Source organism: Halorhodospira halochloris, from assembly GCF_002356555.2.
Classification (GTDB): domain Bacteria; phylum Pseudomonadota; class Gammaproteobacteria; order Nitrococcales; family Halorhodospiraceae; genus Halorhodospira; species Halorhodospira halochloris.
This window is the reverse complement of the sequence record NZ_AP017372.2, coordinates 186545-210929: the sequence shown is the minus strand read 5'-3', so window position 1 is coordinate 210929 and position 24385 is coordinate 186545. Positions and strand designations below refer to the sequence as shown.

The 24385-nt window shown below is 56.9% G+C and carries 24 protein-coding genes; 9 read left to right on the top strand and 15 right to left on the bottom strand.

The window, feature by feature from the left end; all coding sequences use genetic code 11:
* The first annotated feature begins 141 nt into the window (after window positions 1-141).
* Window positions 142-1128 carry a type IV pilus secretin PilQ gene (gene pilQ, locus HH1059_RS00990; RefSeq protein ID WP_162549269.1) on the top strand — a complete coding sequence of 329 codons (987 nt, stop codon included), beginning with the start codon at window positions 142-144 and terminating at the stop codon, window positions 1126-1128.
* A 255-nt stretch (window positions 1129-1383) separates the two neighbouring features.
* On the opposite strand, the gene HH1059_RS00985 is transcribed toward pilQ, so the two are convergent.
* From HH1059_RS00985 to HH1059_RS00975, 3 genes are read right to left on the bottom strand one after another with little or no spacing between them, the layout of a single operon-like run.
* Complete coding sequence (locus HH1059_RS00985) at window positions 1384-2559, bottom strand: deoxyguanosinetriphosphate triphosphohydrolase (protein WP_096407286.1); 1176 nt, start codon at window positions 2557-2559, stop codon at window positions 1384-1386.
* A gap of 16 nt (window positions 2560-2575) precedes the next feature.
* A complete protein-coding gene (locus HH1059_RS00980) occupies window positions 2576-3664 on the bottom strand; it encodes a glycosyltransferase family 9 protein (RefSeq protein WP_096407284.1) in 1089 nt (362 codons plus the stop codon).
* Entirely contained in the window at window positions 3661-4413 is a 753-nt protein-coding gene (locus HH1059_RS00975) for a 3-deoxy-D-manno-octulosonic acid kinase (RefSeq protein WP_096407281.1), read from the bottom strand. The genes HH1059_RS00980 and HH1059_RS00975 overlap by 4 nt, the downstream gene beginning before the upstream one ends.
* Window positions 4414-4503: 90 nt before the next feature.
* Here HH1059_RS00975 and aroK point away from each other — a divergent pair, with 90 nt between their 5' ends.
* Both aroK and aroB read left to right on the top strand, forming a co-directional pair.
* Window positions 4504-5031: a shikimate kinase AroK gene (gene aroK, locus HH1059_RS00970; protein WP_096407279.1), complete on the top strand. Its 528-nt coding sequence runs from the start codon at window positions 4504-4506 to the stop codon at window positions 5029-5031.
* 47 nt (window positions 5032-5078) lie between these two features.
* Window positions 5079-6143, top strand: coding sequence for a 3-dehydroquinate synthase (aroB, locus tag HH1059_RS00965; protein WP_096407276.1), 1065 nt, complete (start codon window positions 5079-5081; stop codon window positions 6141-6143).
* 178 nt (window positions 6144-6321) lie between these two features.
* On the opposite strand, the gene rfaH is transcribed toward aroB, so the two are convergent.
* Both rfaH and HH1059_RS00955 read right to left on the bottom strand, forming a co-directional pair.
* The gene (rfaH, locus tag HH1059_RS00960) at window positions 6322-6831 is read right to left on the bottom strand and encodes a transcription/translation regulatory transformer protein RfaH (protein WP_096407274.1); all 510 of its coding nucleotides are present in this window, start codon (window positions 6829-6831) and stop codon (window positions 6322-6324) included.
* Between the two features lie 133 nt (window positions 6832-6964).
* The gene (locus HH1059_RS00955) at window positions 6965-7219 is read right to left on the bottom strand and encodes a zinc-finger domain-containing protein (protein ID WP_096407271.1); all 255 of its coding nucleotides are present in this window, start codon (window positions 7217-7219) and stop codon (window positions 6965-6967) included.
* A 110-nt stretch (window positions 7220-7329) separates the two neighbouring features.
* On the opposite strand from HH1059_RS00955, the gene HH1059_RS00950 reads away from it, so the two are divergent.
* The 4 genes from HH1059_RS00950 to HH1059_RS00935 all read left to right on the top strand — a co-directional run bounded on the left by HH1059_RS00950 (window position 7330) and on the right by HH1059_RS00935 (window position 12379).
* Window positions 7330-8145 carry a hypothetical protein gene (locus HH1059_RS00950; protein ID WP_096407269.1) on the top strand — a complete coding sequence of 272 codons (816 nt, stop codon included), beginning with the start codon at window positions 7330-7332 and terminating at the stop codon, window positions 8143-8145.
* Between the two features lie 163 nt (window positions 8146-8308).
* The gene (locus tag HH1059_RS00945; RefSeq protein WP_096407266.1) at window positions 8309-10003 is read left to right on the top strand and encodes a hypothetical protein; all 1695 of its coding nucleotides are present in this window, start codon (window positions 8309-8311) and stop codon (window positions 10001-10003) included.
* A gap of 6 nt (window positions 10004-10009) precedes the next feature.
* Window positions 10010-11452, top strand: a complete 1443-nt coding sequence (hldE, locus tag HH1059_RS00940) for a bifunctional D-glycero-beta-D-manno-heptose-7-phosphate kinase/D-glycero-beta-D-manno-heptose 1-phosphate adenylyltransferase HldE (RefSeq protein ID WP_096410277.1) — start codon at window positions 10010-10012, stop codon at window positions 11450-11452.
* Between the two features lie 126 nt (window positions 11453-11578).
* Window positions 11579-12379 (top strand): ElyC/SanA/YdcF family protein, encoded by an 801-nt coding sequence (locus HH1059_RS00935; RefSeq protein ID WP_096407264.1) that lies wholly within the window; start codon window positions 11579-11581, stop codon window positions 12377-12379.
* Here HH1059_RS00935 and HH1059_RS00930 read toward each other — a convergent pair.
* Window positions 12376-14577 carry a primosomal protein N' gene (locus HH1059_RS00930; protein WP_096407261.1) on the bottom strand — a complete coding sequence of 734 codons (2202 nt, stop codon included), beginning with the start codon at window positions 14575-14577 and terminating at the stop codon, window positions 12376-12378. The two genes, HH1059_RS00935 and HH1059_RS00930, sit on opposite strands and share 4 nt — an antisense overlap.
* 62 nt (window positions 14578-14639) lie before the next feature.
* On the opposite strand from HH1059_RS00930, the gene HH1059_RS00925 reads away from it, so the two are divergent.
* The gene (locus HH1059_RS00925; protein WP_096407258.1) at window positions 14640-15254 is read left to right on the top strand and encodes a DNA-J related domain-containing protein; all 615 of its coding nucleotides are present in this window, start codon (window positions 14640-14642) and stop codon (window positions 15252-15254) included.
* A 34-nt stretch (window positions 15255-15288) separates the two neighbouring features.
* On the opposite strand, the gene HH1059_RS00920 is transcribed toward HH1059_RS00925, so the two are convergent.
* The 7 genes from HH1059_RS00920 to HH1059_RS00890 are packed head-to-tail and all read right to left on the bottom strand — an operon-like array spanning window position 15289 to window position 20745.
* Entirely contained in the window at window positions 15289-16731 is a 1443-nt protein-coding gene (locus HH1059_RS00920; RefSeq protein ID WP_096407255.1) for a sodium/glutamate symporter, read from the bottom strand.
* Window positions 16698-17033: a sugar-transfer associated ATP-grasp domain-containing protein gene (locus HH1059_RS00915; protein WP_420809682.1), complete on the bottom strand. Its 336-nt coding sequence runs from the start codon at window positions 17031-17033 to the stop codon at window positions 16698-16700. The genes HH1059_RS00920 and HH1059_RS00915 overlap by 34 nt, the downstream gene beginning before the upstream one ends.
* On the bottom strand, window positions 17008-17331 hold the full coding sequence (locus HH1059_RS00910) for a hypothetical protein (protein ID WP_096407250.1): 324 nt from the start codon (window positions 17329-17331) through the stop codon (window positions 17008-17010). The genes HH1059_RS00915 and HH1059_RS00910 overlap by 26 nt, the downstream gene beginning before the upstream one ends.
* Window positions 17322-17876: a TIGR02444 family protein gene (locus HH1059_RS00905; protein ID WP_231901975.1), complete on the bottom strand. Its 555-nt coding sequence runs from the start codon at window positions 17874-17876 to the stop codon at window positions 17322-17324. The genes HH1059_RS00910 and HH1059_RS00905 overlap by 10 nt, the downstream gene beginning before the upstream one ends.
* Window positions 17877-17906: 30 nt before the next feature.
* Window positions 17907-19307 (bottom strand): NAD(P)(+) transhydrogenase (Re/Si-specific) subunit beta, encoded by a 1401-nt coding sequence (locus tag HH1059_RS00900; protein WP_096407248.1) that lies wholly within the window; start codon window positions 19305-19307, stop codon window positions 17907-17909.
* Between the two features lie 2 nt (window positions 19308-19309).
* Window positions 19310-19609 (bottom strand): NAD(P) transhydrogenase subunit alpha part 2, encoded by a 300-nt coding sequence (locus HH1059_RS00895; RefSeq protein ID WP_096407245.1) that lies wholly within the window; start codon window positions 19607-19609, stop codon window positions 19310-19312.
* A complete protein-coding gene (locus HH1059_RS00890) occupies window positions 19606-20745 on the bottom strand; it encodes a Re/Si-specific NAD(P)(+) transhydrogenase subunit alpha (protein ID WP_096407243.1) in 1140 nt (379 codons plus the stop codon). Before HH1059_RS00890 ends, HH1059_RS00895 begins: the two co-directional genes overlap by 4 nt.
* A gap of 329 nt (window positions 20746-21074) precedes the next feature.
* Here HH1059_RS00890 and HH1059_RS00885 point away from each other — a divergent pair, with 329 nt between their 5' ends.
* Window positions 21075-21623 (top strand): HNH endonuclease, encoded by a 549-nt coding sequence (locus HH1059_RS00885; RefSeq protein ID WP_096410275.1) that lies wholly within the window; start codon window positions 21075-21077, stop codon window positions 21621-21623.
* Window positions 21624-21898: 275 nt separating this feature from the next.
* On the opposite strand, the gene lpxD is transcribed toward HH1059_RS00885, so the two are convergent.
* Both lpxD and HH1059_RS00875 read right to left on the bottom strand, forming a co-directional pair.
* On the bottom strand, window positions 21899-22927 hold the full coding sequence (gene lpxD / locus HH1059_RS00880) for a UDP-3-O-(3-hydroxymyristoyl)glucosamine N-acyltransferase (RefSeq protein WP_096407240.1): 1029 nt from the start codon (window positions 22925-22927) through the stop codon (window positions 21899-21901).
* Window positions 22928-23154: 227 nt separating this feature from the next.
* On the bottom strand, window positions 23155-24252 hold the full coding sequence (locus HH1059_RS00875) for an alpha/beta hydrolase family protein (RefSeq protein WP_162549267.1): 1098 nt from the start codon (window positions 24250-24252) through the stop codon (window positions 23155-23157).
* Window positions 24253-24385 lie beyond the last annotated feature (133 nt).

The following is a 24385-nucleotide window of genomic DNA, read 5'->3' as shown; positions in this document are numbered from 1 at the left end:
CCATCATACCGTTGGGTCCTGGTGGCTATCTTAACAATAGCCCCTCCTCTGCTCAGCGCTGCAAACGCATCCAGAGTAGACGACCCCTTTCATAACCAGATCGCCACAAGCGATGGTTCCAGTGCGCTCGCGGGTCTTGAAATGACCCACAGTATGGGCGCAGAAACCCTGCAACTGTCAGCTATACCGCTGCATAATGCTGAGGCAGAAGCAGTAGCAAAACTTTTAAGAAGCAGTGGCGCTATCTCCCAGAACGGCTCGGCAAGCACCGACGTGCGCACTAACACCATCGTGCTTCGCGATTCGCCGGCCAATATTCAATCCGCCCAAGAGCTAATTGCCCAGCTGGATAAGCACGAGAAGCAGATCATGGTCGAAGCGCGGATTGTTCTTGCTTCCGGCGATTATACTCTCGACTTGGGCAGCCGCCTCGGATTGGAGCGGCGCAGCTCATCTAGCCATTTGCTCGGCAGCACCAATAGCCTGCTAAGCGGATCCACAGAAAATGGTCTCGATGCACTATTAATCGATCTGCCCCAGATAGACAGTGGAGGGCAGTTTGGCTTCGCGGTAGGTAAGATCGGCAGTAGCTTGCTGCAATTCGAGCTATCTGCCATGGAGGCAGAGGGCCACGGCAGGGTTGTCTCCAGCCCCAGGGTGCTTACCACGCAGCGGCGACAGGCAAGGATAGAGCAAGGGGTACAAATCCCTTATCAGCAAAGCGCCGAATCGGGCGCAACTACCGTAGCCTTCCGCGATGCCGCCCTATCTCTGACGGTCACACCCGTAATCAGCAACGACAACAGTGTCAGTCTGCAACTTGAGGTAACCAAAGACGCTGTTGGGCAGGTATTTGCGGGTGTACCCAGCATTGATACCCAGGCAGTTACCACCCACATGCGGGTGGAAGACGGCGAGACCGTGATCCTCGGAGGCGTGCGCGAATATGAACAGCATGAAGAAGAACGCTGGGTCCCGTGGTTAGGCCAAATACCCATACTGGGTAGGCTCTTTCGCCAAAGCCGCGAGCGTAACCGCTATCAAGAGTTGTTGATATTCGTCACTCCCAGGGTTATGCACTCAGCTGCCGACTTGTCCACCACAGAGGGTACTGCTGCAAGCTTCTAACCATTCTCAAGGGCCACTCTCAAAGGAACCTCAAAAAACCTCCCCTGAGCCAATTAGCTGCCCCGGTGTGGAGGTCTTGGCGCCAGGGATGGCGCCATGAAGCCTCCAGGGATGGACTAACGGCGTCCTCCTCCACACCGGGGCAGCAAATTGGCTCAGGGGAGGTTTTAGAGGCGCCCTCAAGGCAAGCGCCAATGGACTGCCGCGATGACCAAGCAAAACTCGCGTAGCAGCGGCTTCAGCAATCCCTAAAGGCTAAGTCAACTCCTCGGGCCGGAACAACCGCCGATGCTCCTCAAGCGCGAATCGATCTGTCATGCCGGCTATGTAGTCTGAAACTGCTCGGGCATGACCTCTGCGGCCATATTTGGCGGCAGCATGAGCGGCTAATCGGCGGGGTTGGTCTGGCATCAGATTCGGCTCATCGAGCAAGAGATGAAAAATCTCATTGACCACCCGCTGCATCTTATTGACCATGCGCGCAACACGGTAATGGCGATAGAGCCGGGCAAAGAGAAAGTCTTTTAAGAGCTGGTGGCGCCGCGCCATATCCGCGCTGAAACCGATAAGCGGCTTATCGCATTTGCGCACTTGCTCAACGCTAGACGGCGCTGCTTGGTGGATACGCCGCCTCGACTCGGCGATAAGGTCCTCAACCTGCACATTTATCATCCGCCGCACTACCTCATATATAACGCGCCTTTCATTCAACTGCGGATATGCAGACTCCACCTCCGCGAATAACGGTGCCAGTAATTCGTTATGGCGGCACTCGGTTACGCTGATCAAACCCGAGCGCAGCCCGTCATCAACATCGTGGCTGTTATAGGCGATACCATCGCAGACATTGACCAGCTGCGCCTCAAGCGTCGGCTGGCCACCGTCGATAAAGCGCGCAGCAACATCTCCAAGCTGGATCGCTTTGTCTCTGGAGCAGCGTTTGAGCAACCCCTCGCGGCTCTCAAAGGTCAGATTAAGCCCGTCAAATTCCGCGTAGCGGGTCTCCAGCTCATCCACGACGCGTAGTGACTGGATGTTGTGTTCAAAACCACCCAGCCCTTCCATACAGGCAGCCAGGGCATCCTGGCCAGCATGCCCAAATGGCGTGTGGCCCAGATCGTGGGCTAGGGCGATTGCCTCAACCAAATCGACATTCAATCCCAGGGCCTGGGCGCAGGTACGCGAGATCTGACCAACCTCAAGGGTGTGGGTCAAACGTGTGCGATAAAGATCACCCTCATGATTAACAAAGACCTGAGTCTTATACTCAAGGCGGCGAAATGCTGCGCTATGGATGATCCGATCACGATCCCGCTGGAACTGGTTGCGATGGCCGGGATGGGGCTCGCTGTAGCGCCGCCCACGGCTGTTCTGCTCGCTGACTGCACACGGTAGTGGGCTTGCAAAAGGTGTTGTGACTGCTCCTGTCATTTCTTATCTGTCCAGACTATGCCTTGTCTCTTGTACCAAGCAACTCGTCGATACGAGCACAAACCTCTGCGACGCTGATACGCTGCATTGCATCGGGACTGCGCACCCGCACCCCCCAGCGCAGCTGCTCCGGGCTGCACCCTAACTCTTCGCTAGCCGCCTCAGGGTAACGATTGGCAACCCGATCAAGATGTAGATAAGGACCTGTGCGCTGCGGGTTGGAGGTGGCATAAAGCCCAATCACTCCGGCTCCAGCGGCATTAGCCATGTGCAATGGCCCAGAGTCTGGGCCAATAAACAGGGTAGCCCTTTGCAACAGCGCATAGAGCTCCTTGAGCGAGGTCTTACCCACCAGGTCAATCACCGGGCTCGCCAAACTCCCGCGTATAGCCTCAGCGTAGTCTCTTTCCAAGGCACTCTGGCCACCAGTTAAAACCAACTCCAAGCCGTGCTCTGCGTAGGCATATTCGGCAACAGCCGCGTAGTTCTGAGCTGACCAATTGCGAAAATTTCGGGTCCGCTGCGAACTGCATGGGCTGATCACCAGAAACGGCGAAGCTGCCGGCAGCCAACCAGTAACCCGCTCTTGAACGGCAGCGCTGACCGGTATATCCCAGCGCAGTTCGCGCTCATAAATGCCCAACGCCTCAACGAACTGAAAAAACCCATCCAGCACATGGACCCGCTGCGGGCCGCGAACAGACTCGTTGCTAAATAGCTGCTGACCATTGCGCGCCCTTTGCCGATCGAAGCCGATCTTGCGTGGCGCGTTTACCACACTTGCTAGAATATTAGCGCGCCACGAGGCCTGCATATTGAGAAGCACATCGAAATGACGCTTAGCCAAGCTTTTTTTTAAGCCCTTAGCTGCCCCAAACAGCCCATCGCCTTTATCAACGACAATAAACTCGACGCCCTCAATATCGCCGACCAAGCTCGCTTCGGTTTTACCGATGACCCAGGTTAGACTGCACTGTGGTAAATATCTTTGCAGCGTCCGGACTATGGGCACAACGTGGGTCACATCACCTATTGCTGAGAGACGCAGCAGGCACAACCGATTAAGCGCCGAGTCGTTTCCATGCTGATGTTGTGTGGTTTTCATTTGGCAACTTGCTGACTATCACGCAAGGCTTCGCTCCAGCCGCGCTGCAACTCCGCCAGCGCCTTTTGATCAGGGGCTTTAAACTCGGGATCCTGGCGCGCTAGCTTAAGCAGGCTGCGCTGCAGCCGGGCTAGATTGCGCAGTTGCCAACGCCGCCCCGGGCTGCGCAGCCTGGCACGATCGAAATCGATAATTCGCACCCTCAAGGCATCCCCCTTATTGATAAGCACATTGTGGGCATTCAAATCGGCATGATCGACCCCCTCAAGGTGCAGACGACCAACCGCATGCCCTATCTCGTACCAGTTATCAGGGGCTAGGGCTTCAGCACTAAGCCTTTCCGCGAGGGTAACGGCGTCAATTCGCTCGACGACAATGTCTGCTCGGTAAAATACCCCCCGCCGCTGAACCCGCGCAGCTATAGGAGCAGGGACAGGCATACCTTGCGAGTGCAAACGCGCGAGAATATTCCACTCCCGCCACGGCCGGGTCTTCGCTAGCCCCAGCCACAGATACCGATCGCCGAGCAGAGGCGCGAACATACCTCCCCTGCGGTAGCGCCGCAACACCGCAGGTACGCCACCTAAGATAATGTATCCAGCGCTCCCTCTACCGCCGGCTGGAGCGCCTAACCAAACGCCCCTGCGCTGCAGCACCAGAGGGTCGAATAAGCTTGTATCCGGCCGCTGCAGACGTTCAGCGTCATAGATAATATACTGGTTATCTATGTACATTTGATGCGGATCCATGACTGGTTACTGTGCCATAATGGACTGGAAAATGGGACCCGGCCTTAACTCGGCCATGCCTACCCCCACGGCTGCAACAGAATTAAGACAATGGCACAACGACGCATCCCATCCAGGATCTTTCTCGTCGGCCCGATGGGTGCCGGCAAGACGACTATTGGCCGTGAACTCGCCTCCAGGCTGGGGTTTAGGTTTGTTGACAGTGACTCTGAGATTGAGCGCAAGACAGGGGTCAGTATCCCTTGGATTTTCGATATTGAGGGCGAGCAGGGGTTTCGTCAGCGCGAAGCCGCTGTCATTGACCAACTAACTCAGCAGGAGCATCTAGTCCTAGCGACCGGCGGCGGAGCAGTAACCACGCCGAGCAATCGCGATGCACTAAGCGCGCGAGGCATAGTGATCTACCTTTTTACCCCGGTTCAGGTCCAACTACAAAGGACCCGCCACGACACCAATCGGCCGTTACTGCAAAGCTCCAACCCGCGGCAGCGCCTTGAAGAACTGATGCAACAACGTGACCCGCTCTACAGACAAATCGCCGACCTTGTCATAGAAAGCTCCAGCGGACGAGCCCGCGGCGTTGCCAAGCGGATCGAAGCAACACTTGAAAAAGAGTAACCGGTACCAGCACAGAACAAGTTAAAAATCGAACAACGGGGATCTTGATGCGTACCTTAACAGTTGACCTTGGCGAGCGGAGCTACCCTATCTACATTGGCCCAGACCTTATCAAGCAGGGTCTGCTTGACAGGCACATAACCGACTCACGTGCCCTTTTGATCACCAACGAGACGGTAGGTCCTCGCTACCGGGGTCAGCTGGTAACACCGGAAAATGTTAGTGTCACCGACCTGGTTTTGCCGGATGGCGAGCGTTACAAGACCCTCACAACCTGCGAACGGGTTTACGACAGCCTGATTAGCGGCCGTTTCGACCGCTCCGCGACCATAATAGCCCTTGGCGGGGGTGTAATTGGTGATCTAGCCGGTTTTTGTGCCGCCACTTACCAACGGGGCATAAACTTCGTCCAAATACCCACTACCCTGCTTGCCCAAGTCGATTCCTCGGTAGGTGGCAAAACCGGCGTCAATCACCCTCAGGGCAAAAATATGATCGGCGCCTTTCACCAGCCCCAAGCTGTTATCGCAGATACCTACCTACTGGGCACTTTACCCGAGCGGGAACTCGCCGCTGGACTAGCTGAAGTAGTCAAATACGGGCTGATCCGCGATCCGGAGTTTTTCTCCTGGCTTGAGCGTAATGCTGACAAACTGCTCGCTAAAGACGCCGATGCACTTGCCCATGCTGTGGCCGAGTCCTGTCGCAATAAGGCCGAGGTGGTTGCGGCAGACGAGAGAGAAGGGGGAGTGCGCGCCTTATTAAACCTAGGTCATACCTTCGGGCACGCCATTGAGACTTACACCAATTACTCGGCTTGGCTACATGGCGAGGCGGTTGCGGTAGGCATATGTATGGCCTGCCGTGTGTCGGTAGAACTCGGCTGGCTTTGCGAAGCAGATCTGCAACGCACTCAAAGGTTGCTGGCCAAGCTCGGCTTACCACAAAGGCCACCCAATATCCCGCTAGAGCGCTTTTTGGAACTGATGAGCGTCGACAAGAAAAGCCAAGGTGGCCGAATACGGTTGGTGCTCCTTAAGGGAATTGGCGATGCCCTGGTAACTAGTGAGTTCGATCATGGTGCTCTGCATAGGTCTATAGAGACCACCTAAGCAGCTTGGTTGCCCCGGCGTGGAGGGCGCCGTAAATCCTTCCTTGGAGGCTTCATGGCGCCATTTCTGGCGCCATGACCTCCACGCCGGGGCAGCCCAGTGGCTCAAGGGGACAGAGATTAGAGGCGTCCCACGGTGACGCCGAGACCGCAAAGTGCTGCTGCGCTCTTAATCTCGATCAGACCCGCTCCAGGCTGTGCTGCGAGATGGTCAGCTGGGTATGCTGGTTAGCGACATCCAGGAGTATAATCGCTCGCTCCTCGCCGCGCTCGGCATGAAACACCCCCTCGTAAGATGCGAACGGGCCATCCAGGACTTTCACCTTGTCTCCACGCCGCAGTGGCTCTGGACTTAAATCTAGATAGCCTTGTTCAGTGCGCTCGCGTATCGCATCTACAAGGTCATCGGGCACCCGAGCCGGCCAGGTCCCAAACCTGACCAATCCGGACACGCCCTGAGTTGAACGTATCGGACTCCAGTCCTCTATCCCGGCGGCGAGCCGAATAAACAGATAGCGGGGAAACATCGGCTCGACGCAAGACTGATATCGCCTGCGGTACAAGCGCCGCACTCGCACATACGGCAAATAGCATCTGAACCCCTGACTATCCAGATTCCACCACGCCTTGTCTTCCTGGCGTGGTTTACTATAAATCAAGTACCAAGCATCGCTACCATTATTGATCATAATCCATCTCGGTGGCTGGATAAGCCTTCATGAACCAAGCATCAAGAGAAAACACTGTTAAATAACTCGTTTGAGATAAGCCACCCATAATGGTTTCTAGCACCCCCCCAAGTGGCTCAACTGACCGCGAAAATTACTTCCATTCACGCTGCCCCTTGATTGTAACCGCTAAACTGTCTTCATCGGCAAGGCTAAAAACGGTGCCGCAATAGGGGCAAGTCTCTTCACCACTTTCATGGACCGGCAAAAATACTTTAGGGTGGGATGACCACAGGTAGCTATCCGGGGTTGGGCATACCACCGGCAGATCATCGGCTTTAACCTCACGCCGCCGCTCGGCATTCGACTGTAAAAGATCGGCTCGCTCGTAAGTAAACTGTTCTGGCATAGCCATCCCCCCTTGTAGGGTAACCATCATGCAGGTGTTTATTGTAACCTATTAGTAATCGACGTAGTCTATATGCAACAAGATACTAGCACATCCATGGAAGATCGGTGGTGAGCCAAGAGCCTTTCGGCAGCAATCGAATCACCCTGCTCCGCTCGCAACTGCGCACTCATACAACGCAGAGCGGGTATCGGGCAGCTGCGCTTAATGCCGGACCGCGGGCAAGGGAGAAGGTGCCGGCAATAGATCTGATGCATGAGCCCCCCGCCTACGCTATAACCACCTTGATTGGGCTGTTGGAGAGAGACCGCCTCGGTGCGCCTATACTGCTTATAGAACGCGGCTTGGATGACAGCGGCACCCCTTTTGTTCACCATGAAAACGCCACAGCAGCCCTTGGCGCCGCTTGCACCGCCTTGCACCCCTGCCTGAGGGGCGGCTCGGCATCAGACCTGAGCCCGTTACTCGATGAATTGATCGGCATGTGGATGGTGGCCGGTGCCGTCGCCCGCAACTCCGAGGAAGACCGGATCCTCCGCGATTTGGCCCGCGGCATGGGCCCGTGGATGGTGCCTCAGGGTTGGGGAAGTCGGTTGCTGCACGCCAGTGCCAGCACAGGAGGCCCCAAAGACAGCCTAGTTCTGACCCTGATGCAAGAGGCAATAAGGGAGCGCGCTCCAGGCTTGCGTTTACGTGTCGTACGCCATGCCTTGGAAGCTCTTGATACAAACCCGGATGACCAATTTCACAAATTCTGGCGACGCGCTGTAGCCTTTGTGGTCGGCGCCGCTATATTTGAGGACCCTTTCGGGCGACTGCCTGCAGAGTACAATGCCCATCGTGATAGCCCGGCAAGTAGGCATCGCAGGGCTGTAGACTTTATATACAAAGAGGCAATCCCCACTTATCAATCAGTTCGCGATTGACCTTGCCGTAGAAGTCGCTATTGTAATCCCGCGCATGGGATCTGCTACCAACTTGCCTGCTTGATTGCGCATTGCAGCAGGGGTTGTTAGGGGCTCGCTCAGGACAGCTTACCGCCACCGGTAAGCCATCTAATATCCGATTTTGCGGCTTGAGGAGGATTAAATGCTACGGGGCATAAAGCTCACTGGGCTACTGCTGGCGCTCGTGTGGCTAGGCAGTTACTTGGCTTGGCAACAAGGACATATCACTGATCCGCAACTAGAACCTCTAGCGGTAGAGCTTGAGCGGCACCTCGGCAGTGAGGCGCTGTACTTGGCCCCTCAAATCGCCGAGTGGGGCGCCATGCTCAGCGCGCTACTATTAGCAATATGGTTATTAGTTAGGCTAGGCTTGGGGCTAGCCGGCATCATCCGGCGCCGCACGGCAGCCAATCAAGCCCTGCAGCATGCCCGAACCGAGCAGACGGTAAGCGCCTACGATAAAGTCATAAGTATCGCCGACCAAGGCATAATTAAGCCACGCAAGGCCCTGCGTCTTGCTACAGACGAACGCGAGCGGCAGCTCAGCAGCTATGCTGAAGAACTGAGCTTGTTCTGCACATTGCTGAGCCAATCACCTGCCGGCTCCGCGGGCACTGCCAACGGCCACGAGGCATCGCGCATTAAGTGCCTGGAAATGCTCTGTAAATCGCTGCAGGAGTCGTTACAGAACAATATCGACGCCGACGCCCAGGAGATTGAGTTGCTTGAACCAATAAGGGTTGAGAGCGAAATCCAATGGCGCCTAGGCTCGCCGCCAAATTCTCAGCTAATCACCGGCAACCTGGAGGCAGAGGCCGAACGCCTTGGCGATGAGGCCGACAAGGTCCTGGAGAAGGCCTTGGGGCATGATTTTGACTGGCGCAACCTGGTTGAGCCCGAGCAGGTCAGGGAGTTGGAGCGCCCTAAGCAGCCTCTCTACCATTCAGCTCAGCAGCTGCCCACTACGATTCAAACCGCCCTAGACAATCTCACCGAGCCGCAGCGCCCACGGCAGCGCAAAGGGCCTGAGATTGATTGGCAAGAGGTTAGAGAAGCCTTATCTCAACGCATTAAGGTTGATTTCATCCGCCGCTCCTTTGCCGACCGGGGTTGGTACGCTAAGAGCTACGCAAACTTACACAAGAATGCCGCTGAAATGGTCAGATTTGCTGCAAACCTACTCTGGCCACGCGAACAGGAGCTGTTCAAGAGAACTGATACCACTACCAAAACTCCCGCATTGAGCGGTCTATTTATTCTACCCGTGCCCGCATTCGCTGAATTTCGCTTCTGGGGCGAGAAACGCAACGAGGCGACCATTGAACCGGTTTTAGAGGTATTAGAAGCTGAAGGCATAGGCTCTCAGGCCAATACCAGCCTAGCAACCCTCGAGCTTTCTCCCGATCCGATCAAATCGAGGAGCCCTGAAGAGTTCTTCGAGCACGCCTTTGTCCTCCTGTTAACCAAGCCCTTTCGTGAGTTAACGGCGGAATTGCGTCTTTCTCTGGACTCTTATAAGCATAAACTGGCTCAACAGGCTCCTGAGCCTGCCCACTCCACTGCTAACACCGCAGCAGCAACTGCTCAGTTAACCCCGGAGCGAGTCGCGGCCCTGGATAAGCGCATAGCAGAGATGGAGAAGGAATTCAGCAATCTCGATCCCGCTCAGTTAAGCCAGAGGCTAGGCATTAGCAGTACAACACCAAGCAGCAACAAGTCGGCAGGTAATGATATATATACCGCAGCCAAGGGCAAAGCCGAACCCAAAACCCAAGCCATAGAACCTGTCACAGTCAGCCTCCCTGGGCTGATGGCGGAACAAAAACAGCGGGGCTAGTTGGTGATGCACTCTCAGTTGCCATGCTTTAACGCTGTGAAAATAGCAGTATTCGGTGACCTGATGCTCGATCGGTACTGGTATGGGGCGACCGCTCGCATATCACCTGAAGCCCCGGTGCCGGTTGTCCACATAAGTGACTGTGCCGAGCGTCCCGGAGGGGCCGGCAATGTTGCCCTCAACGCCCGCGCACTGGGTGCTCAAGTTGAGATCGGCGGCCCTAGCGGTGATGATGAAGCGGCTGACGCGCTCTCCAGCCAATTAAACGATGCGGGCTGCAACTGCCGCCTGCATCGGCTGGCAGAAGCCGCAACGATTACTAAACTACGCATCATCAGCCGGCATCAGCAGTTATTACGCCTCGACTTCGAGCAGGGCTTCCCTGGCTTCGATACAGCTAGCGCCAAGCAAGCCATGGTCGGCCTGCTCAAAAGTGTCGATATCCTAATCCTTTCGGACTACGCCAAGGGTGCCCTGCCCGATCCACAACCGCTGATCCAGCATGCTCGGTCAGCGGCAATACCTGTATTGATCGATCCTAAAGGGCAAAACTATGAGAAATACCGCGGCGCTGACATAATCACCCCTAACCTCGGCGAGCTTGAGGCGGTGGTTGGGACCTGCGCAACAGCTGATGAGATAGCCACCAAGGCTGGGCTGCTGGCAAAAGAACTCGACTTACGGGCAGTCTTGGTAACTCGCGGTGAAGCCGGCATGACCCTCGCACCTGCTTGTGGTGGTGCCATCCACCTGCCAACCCGCGCGCGCGAAGTTTTCGATGTTACCGGCGCTGGCGATACGGTTATCGCTACGCTTGGCGCAGCCCTGGGCGCCGGCCTGGAGCTAGCTGATGCCGCACAGCTGGCCAACAGCGCAGCAGGGGTTGTGGTCGGCAAACTGGGTACTGCCACAGTCTCCCCGGCGGAGCTACAGTCGGCCTTGAGCTCATCTGCCCACCGCGAGGCTGAGGACAGAGGCGTAAGCGATGAGACGAGCCTACTAGCTGCGGTCGCCGAGTCACGCGCCGCGGGCGAGACCATCGTGATGACAAACGGCTGTTTTGACTTGCTCCACGCCGGGCATGTCGACTACCTCAAAAGGGCCAAGCAACTCGGTGACCGCTTAGTTGTAGCAATCAATGCTGACCACTCAGTAAGGCAATTAAAAGGGCCAACCCGCCCGATTCTCCCCCTCGAACAGCGCATGGCCGTTGTCGCCGCCTTGGAGGCGGTCGACTGGGTGGTCCCCTTCAGCGAGGAGACCCCTGAGCGGCTCATCGCTACGTTGCTGCCCGACGTCCTTGTTAAGGGTGATGATTATTGCCCCGAGCAAATTGCCGGCGCCAAGGCGGTAACAGCCGCTGGCGGTAAGGTACAAACACTGCCTTTATTAGCTGGCAGTTCAAGCAGTTCGATAATTGCCAAGATCATCCAGCAGGGAGGATCCTAAGGCAGCTCTTATGCACCGCTCACCCGCCATTGCGGATAGTGCTTAGCCAAACAACTGGGCCAACTGAGCCAACCGGGCCAAGGCCGCAACTTGCTGCTCGGGCACAAAGATAGCGAGGAGACCGTTTTGTTCGAGTTGACCAAGATAATCGGCGCGCTAATAATGCCGCTGAGCATGTTCTTTGTGCTCGCCTGTGGCGCTGTACTCCTCCTCTTTACCAAGTGGTATAGGCTCGGACGCGGCGCCCTAATCGCTACCCTGCTGGCAATTTGGGTACTGAGCTGGGACCCAACCGCGCAGCGCCTGCTCGCACCACTTGAGCGGCAGTATCCGGCGATCCTGGAGCCAGCGGAAACTTTGGGAGAGGAACCAGGTTATATCGTTGTTCTTGGCCACGGCCATAGTCTCGATCCCGAACTGCCGATTACCTCTCAGGCCAATAGCACAGCAGCAGTAAGATTGCTTGAGGGGCTGCGGATTCACAACCAGTTACCGCAGAGCACTCTCATCCTCACCGGGGGTTCTGTCTTCGGGAGCACCCCGAACTCAGAGGTGATGCACCAACTAGCTCAATCGATCGGCATAGAACCGGCGAATGAGGTAGTCAGATTCGCCACGCCGCGCAATACCCGCGAAGAAGCAACACGGGTCGCTGAGTTCCTAGCCAACCGAGAGGGACAACCTAAGGGAAGTATCGTTGTTGTCACCGAGGCCTCGCATATGCCCAGGGCTATGGCGTTGTTCCGTGGCGCGGGACTTGACCCGGTAGCAGCCCCGACCCGCCACCGGGTGCGTGCCGATGAAGCAGACCGCGGTTTCCATCCCGGTGACTTACGCCCCTCTGCTCATGCGCTGCGCAAGAGTGAGCGTGCCATCCATGAATACGTTGGACTGCTATGGGCGCGCTTGCGCGGCTGGAGCGGCTAAACTGTATCAACAGGATCTACGTCCAAAGACCAACGCACCTTCCTGGCACCATTTAGGCCTGCCAGCTTTATTGCCCAATCACCAAGGAATGCCTGTAGCATGTAGCGTGACTCAGAGCGAAGCATGAGTTGAGCCCGATACCGACCTTCCCGGCGCTCCATAGGCGCGGGCACGGGACCCAGTAGTTCAACGCCATATTGCTGTCGCCGGGTCAAAGAAGCACCCCAATCCGCGGCAGCTTCGAGAAATACATATGGGGCGTTGGCATCTACCGCTTCAGCACGCAGCAATGCCAATGAGGCGAACGGCGGCAGTCCTGCCGCGCGGCGCTCATTCAGGTGCTCTGCGGCAAAGGCTCCATAGCCGCTCTCTAACAGGGTTTGGAGCAGCGGGTGCTCGGGGTGACGAGTTTGCAGCAAGACCTCGCCGGGATTATCCCCCCGCCCAGCCCGGCCCGCCACTTGCACCACCAACTGAGCCAACCTTTCGGTAGCCCGAAAATCGGTACCGAACAGCCCCTGATCGACATCCACCACTGCCACCAGCGTAAGGCCTGGCAGGTGATGCCCTTTAGCCAGCATCTGCGTCCCGATAAGCAGTTGCGCATCACCACGATGGGCTGCCGCTAGGCGCGCTTCCAACTCTCCCCGCCGGCGCGTGGTATCACGATCAATGCGCAGCAGATTATATTGCGGAAAGAGCTCGGCCAAGGCCTCCTCAAGCCGCTCGGTACCCGGCCCCAGCGGTAACAGATCGCCAGCCCCGCAGCCCGGGCAGACACTCGGCAAGGGCCTGCTCGCCCCACAGTGATGACAACGCATATTGCCAGCCCGACGGTGGACGGTTAGGCGGGCATCGCAGCGCTGGCATTCAGCTATCCACCCACAAGCATGGCAGGTAAGCACAGGGGCATAACCACGGCGGTTGAGAAATAACATGACCTGTTGACCGGCTTCCAGATGCCGACCCAAGGCCTGTTGCAACGGCGCCGAGAGACCGCCTTTAAGAGGTCGCGACCGGATATCTATCACTTGTATCGAAGGTGATTTTGCCGAGCCCGTCCTTTGCGGCAAGGCAAGTTGCCGATACCTGCCGCTAGCAACATTGTTCAGACTCTCCAGCGATGGCGTCGCAGAGCCAAGCACAATCGGCACCCCCAAATAGCGAGCCCGGAGCACAGCGAGATCACGCGCCGAATAACGGAATCCATCTTGCTGGGTGAGCGCTGGGTCGTGCTCCTCATCTACTATTATCAATCCGGCCCTAGGCAGCGGTGCAAAGACCGCCGAGCGAGTCCCTAACACTACGGCCACATCAGCATCGCGGGCGGCAAGCCAAGCCTGGGCCCGCTCAACGTCCGGCAGATCGGAGTGAAGCACTGCCACGCTGTCACCCAAGCGCTCTTTTACTCGCCTTAGCAGTTGTGGCGCTAGACCAATTTCAGGCATCAAGAAAAGCACTTGTCGGCCATTGTTTATGGCCTGTTCGGCTGCTCGTATATAGACCTCTGTCTTACCGCTGCCGGTTACCCCATCCAGCAAAAAGACCTGAAACCCTCGGGCTGCGTTGATCTGCTCTACTGCCTGCAACTGCGCGTCGAGCAAAGTCGGTGGGGCAGAGCTGGCTGGTGGTTGCTCATGCATATTAGACGTGCGACGCCGCTCACGATGGAGTAGGCCACGCCGCTCCAACTCACGACCAGCGCGCTGCCAGGCGGCACACTCGGTAACCAGATCTGCGTACCGAGCCGCGCCTCCGGCTGCGAGCAATCGCTCTCGCAACTCGGCCTGACGTGGCGCGCGGCGAACAGCAGTTGCATCGCCGAGCAACTGCTCATCAAGGCGCCACCAGACCTCCCCCCGTTGCACCTTGCCGCCGCGACGCAGCACCCCTGGCAAAGCGCTACTAAGAACCTCTCCTATTGGGTAGCGGTAATACTGAGATGCCCAGGTAAGGGTTTTTACTAGTTCCGCATCGAGTAGGGGTTCGTTATCGACCCATTCCTCGGCCTGGCGAAGACGCTGGCTGGGGATATTTGAACCCTCCTTTACTCCTAGAGCCACCCCAACCGTTTTGCTCTTACCCAATGGCACTCTTATCCGCCTGCCTACCACATTATCGAGAGTGCCATCTGCCGGCGGCAGGTAATCGAGTCTCTCGTGCAGCGGCCGGGGCACGGCAACTTCTAGTATCAGCATTATGCTACCTTCGCTTTGATATACCTGGTGACATTAAAGGCATTCACCGCTACAGTTCGCTTATGGAGCTTGAAGATGCCGTAACGCAGCTGCAGATCACCGCTGTGCAGATCCTGCGCACCAAGTACCCGGGTGGCGTCGACGAGATGACGCTGATGGATGAGCTGGATGCGGCCGGTCTGGAGCTGTTTGCCAAACAGTGGCGTCACCAACCGGAACGTCTATTCCGTGCCCACTTTATCCTCTTCCACGCCCTTTACCGTCTGCGTCCCGATCTCGCTGCACAGGGGTTGGACATCGCCATCCACTGCCTAGAGATTCGCTTGTATGAACGAGACGGCTGCAACTCTAGCCATGCTGCCCTAACCCAACCCGACGAACTCGCAGCTTACTATCTCGATCAAAGCAACCTCGAGGGCATGGATGACACAGCTGTTGAGGAGCTCATCAACGACGGTTTACGCCGTTGTCTCGGCGACATTTCAACCGACAGAGGCACCGGCAATCGTTGCGCTGCCCTCGCCACCCTAGGGCTCGATAATGATGCAGACAAAAACCAAATAAGGCGCACTTACCGGCGTCTCGCCATGCGCTACCACCCTGACCGTGGCGGTGACACAGCTACCCTTCAGCAGATCAATGCTGCGTACCGCACGCTTATGGCAGGAGAGCCCTAGATAACCCTAGTGAACCCTGGTGAGCCCTGGGCAATCACCGATCTAGGCCCCTCTTCGCCCACCTGCCTTTGCCCTTGTGCGGCACCCAGCGACCAAAATAGAAAATCCCTAATGCCAGCCAGGCCAAGGTCATAACCGCCGCTAAAATTAGCACGGGGACAGGGCCAAACTGGTATATCAGCGGCACTGAGGCAGCAGTAAACAGCCCGCCACCGACTATAGGCTCAAACAGCAGCTGTTTATAGCCGAAACTCTCCAGTGCCCCCGAGCGGTTTGTAGGGTCAGCCATGCGCATGAGCAGCACCCCAGTTACAGTAACCCCCAGCGACTGGCCAAAATCGCCCACTCCACGCTCAAACCAATTGTACGGCACAACCATTGGGGCAATCACAATTAAGACGAATAGTGACCAAGCTATGCCGGTTACTGCCAGCAACAAGAAGGGTAACAAGTGCTCGCCGAGTACCGTTAAGGAGAGGGTTGCTAACGCCGCAACAATAGTGAAATCCAATGCGGTTCCGGAGATCCTGCTCATGGTCCGAGCCGAAACCCGATCAGCGTAACCGCTCCGGTCCATGCTGATCTGCAGAATCACTCCGCCGAGCATCGCCATGGGGAATAGCGGCACATGGGCCAACACCTCGATGCCGCCATGCCGCGCCCAGGTGACGCCCTCAAGCCATTGCAACGCTTCGAGCAAGCCCCACCCAATCACCACGGCCAGTCCGACCAGCCCCAAATGGACGGAAAACGGATCTGTCGTAGCCTGCTCCTGGCGTCTATCGCGCTTTAGGCCCTCCAACTCCTCGCCGGTCAAGTCGTCTGCTTGCCCCCTGACCACGTCAACCTGAGCAGGGGTGTCAATAACACCACGACGAACCGCTATGTTTATCATCACGGTACCGATCAACACGCCAGCAACTATACCTACTGTTGCCAAGCCGAGGGCCAGATCAGCGCCAGCCGCGAAGCCTAAATCTTCAAACGTTGCCGCCATGCCCGCAGCGGTACCGTGTCCCCCCTCGAAACCGATCTCAATCAGCGCCCCAGCCATAGGACTCATACCGAAGACTGGCACCAGAACCAGCAAGGCAAGGATAATGCCAACAACGTATTGGCCCCAAGCCATGGTTTGCCCAACCACCACCTGCGGGCCGGCACGCATCCAAATCTCCCGCAGCCCGGGAATAGGCTTACCCAAAAAGAGGGCGGCAAAGACCACACTGATCAACAGTCCGGGTATAGCTTCCCAGGTTTGCGTCACATAGCCGGGGAAGATACCCCCTTGCTCAGCGAATGGGTAATCAAGCAGGCGACCGAGCACCTCCGGGCCGAGCAACAGGGCTATTACCCCGGCAATTATCGAACTTGGTAAAAAGAGGCGTTGCGCCCACAACAAGTAGGAGCGCAGTACTGCGCTGGCCAAGACCAGCAGGCTAAGAATTAGGAGAGCGGTGAGGACTTCTGCTGCTGACATGGATAATCGGAGCCACTTGTGTTTGTTTGCGCGGGACAAGCCGCAAAGTTTGCCATGGCGAAATCAACCCGCTCTGCGGGGCTTGAGTGGACGCTTTGCAGCTGCTCAATCGCCTGCAGGCGAGGCAGCAACCCGGTGCCGTTGGCTATCTGCACCGACAGCCCTGGCCGGGCATTAAGCTCCAAGAGCTGCGGACCATGTTCTTCGTCCAGAACCAGATCAGCGCCTAAGTAACTGAGAAGGTAACATTGACACCACTGCCGCCAAACAGGTCTATCAGCGATACGCCGCCACGGTGCCAAAGCAGCACCTGCTCCTCGACACCTTGATGGCCAGTCTCCGGGTTGAAGGGAACCCAGTAACCGCCAGCATATACCTCGAGAATAGGTATGGGAGGTTGGTTACGCCCTTCCCATACTTCTCAAGCTGCAGAGTCTCTATCTCGCCAAGCGCCGCTAGTTTGTCGTCGACATTATCAAAGCGCTCATCAAAACGCTCTGGCACCTCCTCATCTATCCAGACAGCCCCGCCACAGCCAGTGCCCGCTAAAAGACCGCATGCAATAGTCAACAAGCCGGCGATTGGCGCCCTCAAGGCCATGCGCGCTTAACCTCCTCAACCACAGTGCCAGCATCAAGATCTTCACAAGCCGCGGCAAGTATCCGGGCTATCGCGGATACTGCCTCAGCATCACACCGCGGACACTTGCGGCGCACTACTACCCCCGCGTTCCATGCCGCATCCCGCCACCTTTGACCATCGGGAGAGGCCGGCAAACCACTGGGAAGATCCTGCAAGAAAAGTTGTTGCTCTATCGCCTCGGCAGTGAGTTCCGAGTTTATCAGTTGCTTGCGCAGCTGATAGGTTTCGTCCTCGGCGCCTTTGGGCGGATGCAACTTGAGGTGGCGGCGCAGGGCCCGGAGCGGATCAATGACCTCTCGATCCCACTCCTGCCCCCGCCGTATAGCTCCTTCGACATTGGTGACGCCGAAGCGGCCATAACCCTGCAAACCACTCCAGATCGCGGCCAGTAACATACTGATCGACAATCCGTAGCGGGCCTGCAGTTTAAGACATGCCGCTTGGACGCCTTCCCGGCCGTAGACGTCCTCGGCAAAGCGCCACAACCGCTCCGAGTCGTCCACGATACTACCTCCTCCGGGCAAAAACCCGGCTTACATACCTTTGACGGTCTGCACCATCTCGCCGACAACCTTTTGGGCGTCGCCAAAGACCATGCGGGTGTTATCGCGCAGGAAGAGCTTGTTCTCTACGCCCGAGAAACCAGCCCCACGACCACGCTTGACCACCAAAACATTCTCGGCGTAATCGACATTGAGGATCGGCATGCCATAAATCGGGCTTGCCTCATCCTCACGCGCTGCCGGATTGACAACATCGTTGGCGCCAATTATCAACACCACATCGGTACCCTCGAACTCTTCATTGATCTCATCCATATCAAAGATCATATCGTAAGGCACCCCGGCTTCGGCCAGCAGCACATTCATATGTCCCGGCATACGCCCTGCTACTGGGTGGATAGCGAACTTGACGTCGACATCGTGCTTATGCAAAAGCTCAACCATCTCCCAGAGCTTATGCTGCGCCTGCGCCACGGCCAAGCCATAACCGGGGACGATGATTACGCGATCGGCATAGGCCATCATGTAGGCACCGTCCTCCGGGCCGACCTCTCTCATCTCGCCTTCTTCATCCGATTGCGCAGCGGCCGGCGCAGCACCAAACCCACTGAACAGAATATTAGCCAGCGAGCGGTTCATCGCCTTCGCCATCAGGAAGGTCAGCAGCATCCCGGCCGCACCGACGACAGTACCGGCTATGATCAGCGCCAGGTTGCCGAGCACATAGCCTTTGAAGCCGACGGCCAACCCGGTGAGGGCGTTAAACAACGAGATAACCACCGGCATATCGGCGCCGCCGATCGGCACGGTAATAAAGATCCCCAGAGCCAACGCGGCGATAAAGAAGAGCAAGATCGGAAAGCCCGAGCCGGTATGGTAGACCCACACTGCCAACAACAGCGTCAATACGGCCAAGCCAACGTTCCACCACTGGTGGTTCTCCACCAAGGTGGATTTTTTAAACCTCTCATCAAGCTTGGCCCAAGCTATCATCGAACCGGAGAAGGCCACTGAACCGATAACACCACCGAGCAGAGCGAGAACAGCGACATCCGAGCCCATCTGTGTCGCCACGCCGGTATCATCTGCTGCCCGCGCCCCTTGGAGCAACGAAACCGCCGCTATAGCCCCGGCTGAGCCGCCGCCCAGGCCATTGTAGACAGCGACCATCTGCGGCATCTCGGTCATCTTGACCTTGATCGCGGTGTACCAAGCAAAGCCACCGCCGATGACAATCGCGATAAAGATTAGGACTATGTTGCTTACGCCTTCGACGCTCGGATGAAACAGGGTCGCTACAGTAGCGATTACCATACCGACGCCTGCCCACATCACCCCGCGCCGGGCTGTGACCGGCGAACTCATGGCCTTGAGGCCGATAATGAAGAGAACGGCGGCGGCGAAGTAACTCAGTTGAACTGCCAAATCCATGACTAGCCGTCCTCCTTCTTACTGCTCTTGAACATCTCCAGCATCCTCTCGGTGACCACATAGCCGCCGACTGCATTAGCCGCGCCGAGAAGCACAGCGACAAAGCCAATCAACTGCTCGAGCGGCGTCTCAGCGACACCCAGGGCTACCATGGCACCAACCACAACAATGCCGTGGATGAAATTGGAGCCGGACATCAGTGGCGTGTGGAGGATCACCGGCACCCGGGCAATCACCTCGTAGCCGGCCACTGCTGCCAGCATGAAGACATATAGGGCGACAATCCCGCCTACCTCAATCATGATTTGCCTCCTTCCAGGCGCTCTCGGGTCGGCTCGTGGCGGACTTTGCCATCGTGCGTCAGGCAAGTATCGGCTATCACCTGATCTTCCCAATCAAGCTGCAGCTGACCATCTGCAATCATCAATGACAAAAGGTTGTACAGGTTTTTTGAGTACATCTCGCTGGTGTGGACAGCCAGACTAGCAGGCAGATTTTTCGGCCCGGCTACTATGACACCCTTGTGAGTAACGTCTTTGCCCGCCTGAGTTACTGCACAATTACCCCCTGTCTCGGCCGCCATATCGACAATCACCGAACCGCGCTGCATGCGCTCTACGGTAGCCTTATCAATTATCTGCGGCGCCTTGCGGCCGGGCACAGCCGCAGTGGTGATCACCACATGGGCATTGGCGATATGGTTAGCGAGCACCTCTGCTTGCTGTTTCTGCTCCTCGGCAGTCAACTCACGGGCGTAGCCACCCTCGCCCACCGCCTCTACGCCGGTGTCGATGAATTTAGCACCTAGCGACTCGACCTGCTCCTTGGTCTCCGGGCGGACATCGTACCCCTCAACCTGGGCACCGAGTCGCCTGCAGGTGGCTATCGCCTGGAGCCCGGCTACCCCGGCACCAACGACCACTGCCTTGGCAGGGCGAATGGTGCCTGCGGCTGTGGTCAACATGGGGAAGAAGCGCGGTGAGCGTTCGGCGGCGATCAGCGCTGCCTTATAACCAGCAGCAGCGGCTTGCGATGAAAGGGCATCAATTGACTGCGCGCGAGTGATGCGCGGTACCAGTTCCATCGCGAAAGAGGTAACCTTATTTTTGCATAGATTGCTGATCCGTTCGTCGCCTTCGTGCGGTGACATAAAGGCAACCAGAACACTGCCCTTGTTGAGCTGACCGGCCTCTTTAGCGGTCAAAGGCTGGACTCCAAGCAGCACATCCGCCTCGGCGAGCAGATCACTCTTGTTGTCTACAATCCTTACTCCTGCCGACTCGTAGTCGGCATCATCGAACCCGGCATTGGAGCCTGCGCCCTTCTCAAGCATAAGCTCTACGCCGAGCTTGCCGAACTGCTTCAGGGTCCCAGGGACGAGCGCGACTCGTTTCTCGCCCGGACGGGTCTCCTTCTGCACGGCAACCTTGATGGCCATTGTCAAATCCCCCGTTTTCGGCAGAGTTTAGCCGTAAAAGCAAGTTTCGCCTGAGCATTCCTACTCAGAACTCAATCGGTTTAACTTCCTCGGTGCCCCGCAGGGCGAACACGGTTAAAGGACATGATCCTAGCGAATCGCGCTGGTACTGTGAAGCACTTATTACTTAAGCCGCAGGGACTTGCCAAAATCGCTCATTAACGCTATAAGTATCCGGTCCCTTGAACTAGTGGCCTGAGTCGAAAGTTCACAAGCTCGCTAGCTCAGGCTACCAGCAAGGGGGATGGGCAGTGTTCGAGCATAGAATCCTGCGTACTGACATCTCTGGCATGCCGCTCGAGTGGATCGGCTATGAAGAGGCGGTACGCTACTACTACTTAGAGCAGGTGGCTTATTCGTGCGGCAGCACACTCTACCGAGTCAGGGGTGGCTATAACTCCACCACCGGGCGGCGATCGGCTATTGACCTGAACTCAATAATAGCCACCGAAGGCTCGCAGCAGGCCTCCCTCAAGGGCAGGACAAGCTACACCCCGCCACTCAACAATCCAACACTCTTCCGCCGCGATGCCAACATCTGCATGTACTGCGGCAAACAGTTCCGCAACTCGGACCTCTCCCGTGATCACGTCACCCCGGTCAGCCGTGGCGGCGCCAACACCTGGAACAACGTAGTAACCGCCTGCAAGCGCTGCAATAACCACAAGGGCGACCGCACCCCCGAGTCCGCCGGCATGCAGTTGATAGCAGTTCCATTTACTCCTACCCACGCCGAGTATGTCTACCTGCAAGGCCGGCGCATCTTGGCTGACCAGATGGAGTTTCTGCGGTCACATTTTCCGCGCCGCAGCCGACTTCGCCAACGCACCGAGGTTTAGCGCCCCACAATCCTGCAGGCAGGGCTCTTGCTAACCTTTAGGGAAGTATTCAGGTAGCGCCTACACGTGTTCCCCAAGCCCCCTCGGAGCCATAGCTGCCCGGTGTGGAGGACGCCGTCAATCCATCCCTGGAGGCTTCATGGCGCCATCCCTGGCGCCAAGACCTCCACACCGGGCAGCTATGGCTCCGAGGGGGGGCTTTTTTAGACACAAGTAAATGTGCTATCTGGCAATACTTCCCTAAAGGTTATAACGAGGTATCAGGATAAGGGACGTTACTCGCTATTTTGCCGCTCCAGGCTCTGCAGCCTCTTGGCCATATCATCGAGCTGAGTAATCCGCACCGCGCTTTTGCGCCATTGCCGCAGCGCCTGCATCGGAGGAGCAGATGCATAAATACCAGGCTCTTTTATAGAGTTGGTAACCCCGGTCATACCCATTACCGTCACCCCCGCACAAATCTCAATATGGTCGGTCAAGGCACAGGCCCCGGCTATTACGCAGTCTTCACCGATTACCACACTGCCTGCAACCCCAGCACAACCGGCTATGATAGTCCTAGCACCAATCTGTGAGTTATGGCCGATATGGACCTGAGCATCCAATTTCACCCCAGCACCGATAACAGTATCCTCCAGCGTGCCGCGATCAACCGTGGTATTGGCTCCGATCTCAACATCATCATCTATGGTGACCGCGCCCAACTGAGGGATTTTCTCCCACCCCTGGTCCCCGCGGTTAAAACCAAAGCCGTCTGCGCCAATAATGACACCTGGGTGAAGGTAGGCACGCTTACCTATCCGGCAATCCCAGCCTATGTGCACCTGCGGGCTGATTACGCTCGCCGCCTCTATCCTCGCCCCGCTGCCAATGAAACTACCCGCCCCTAGTTCTACTTCCGGCCCGATCCAAGCCCCCTCTTCTACTACCACGTAAGGACCAATACGTGCGCTCGGATCAACCTCAGCCTGGTCTGACACACTCGCCGTACGGTCAACCCCCGGCTGCACTTGCGGCCTTTGCCTGCCTAGCAACTGAGCCACTCTGGCAAAAGCCTTGCGCGGCTCTTCAGCAACTATCGCCGCAACGGGGCAATCATCTAGATCCTCTGCCGCCAGTATCACGGCGCCCGCCGCGGTATTTGCGAGGAGCTTGCGATAACTGCCACCCTGGTAGAAGGTAACCATTTCCTCGCCTGCCGTACGCAGCGAAGCCACCCCCCTAACCACCTTGCCGGCATCTCCCTCAACTCGCCCGCCAACCTGCTCGGCTAATGCCTGCAGCGTCCACTCCTGCTGGCTCATATCCAGTCTCCCCCTTTGCTCCTAACCGGGAGCTTCTAATTAAACCTGTTGAGGAAACTCCAAAAACCCTCCCTGGAGCCACTCCACTGCCCCGGCGTAGAGGACGTCGTGAATCCATCCCAGGATGGCTTCATGGCGCCATTCCGGGCGCCAAGATATCCACACCGAGGTAGTGGGGTGGCTCCAGGAAGGGTTTTTGGAGATCCCCTGTTGAGTCACACTCAACGCTATTCTACCCGATAATCTAGAATTGCCGCTGCCGCCCGCCACAGCCGTAAGGAATCAAAGCGTCCCGGATCTAATTCAGTATGCGAGAGGCCAGTGATTCGATAAAGCTTGGCATCGGGGACAGCTTCGCTAAGAGCCACACTGTGGGAAAAGGGGATGATGCGATCACGGGTGCCGTGGATCAGAATCAAATCAGGCTGGAACTCGTCCCAATCCCTCTCAGAAAGATCCAACCTTGCCATCGAATCGCGGTAATTCTCGGCCAATTCATCGTAAAGCCGCGCAAAATCTTCCTGCTTTTCATTTATCATCAGCTCAGCAACGCTCGCTGCCCCACTAGACAAGGCGCTAAGCTCCACGTCTATAGTGGCCTCGGGATTTGCCTGGCGTCTTTGCACCATCTGGCTGAGCCACTCTCTATCCTCATCTGAACCTTGCCAATGGGCTACATGCTTTAGCAACTGCCAGCGAAGGCCATCTTCCGGGGTTAGCTGATCAGAACCTTCAACGCTGTCATAACCTGTGGTCACGTACTCCACCCAAGCCTTTAGGTCGTAATAGCTGCCAACCAAAGCCACAAAATCAACTTTGCTCTCAAAATCGTCTTCAGCCACTGCCACCAAGGTAGGCGCTCCCATGGCGCTCATGGCAACTGCACCTAGGGGCAGCTGCTGACTGCCATCCCTGTTGGCCATATGGCTTAGGGCTTTACTAACTCTGTTGATGGACTCTGGGCCCCAGCGCATATCTTGCGTATCTGCCAGGTTGGGTAACATCACTCTGTAGCCTAGCCTGGCCAGGCTTTCCGCAAAGCCCTTGAGCCGCTGATCGTTTATGCCCTCTTCAATTAATCCAGGCACCAAGACTATAGAGCCAGCTGCGCTGTCATAAGGGCGATATAGCAAAGCCTGATGCTCTGCATCATTGATCTCGAAAGATATTTCTTCCTTGCTCGGCTCATCGGTGCGTCTCTTCAGCCATGTTTCGTCATCCGGCTGGGCTTGTATATCATGCAAAAAGAGATTGGCCTGGTAGCTTCGTTCAACACTGGCACAGCCGATCAGAAAGAAGGCACACAGCGCCAGCAAAGGAGCCATAATGGGGATCTTTGCCCAACCGCTAAGCTGCCGGTTAAAAGCTAGCATCCCTCTTGTTTCGTTGCGCCTATCGAGCGCCTCTGAAAGCTTCCCCGGAGCCATCATCTGCCCCGGTGTGGAGGGCGCCGTGAGT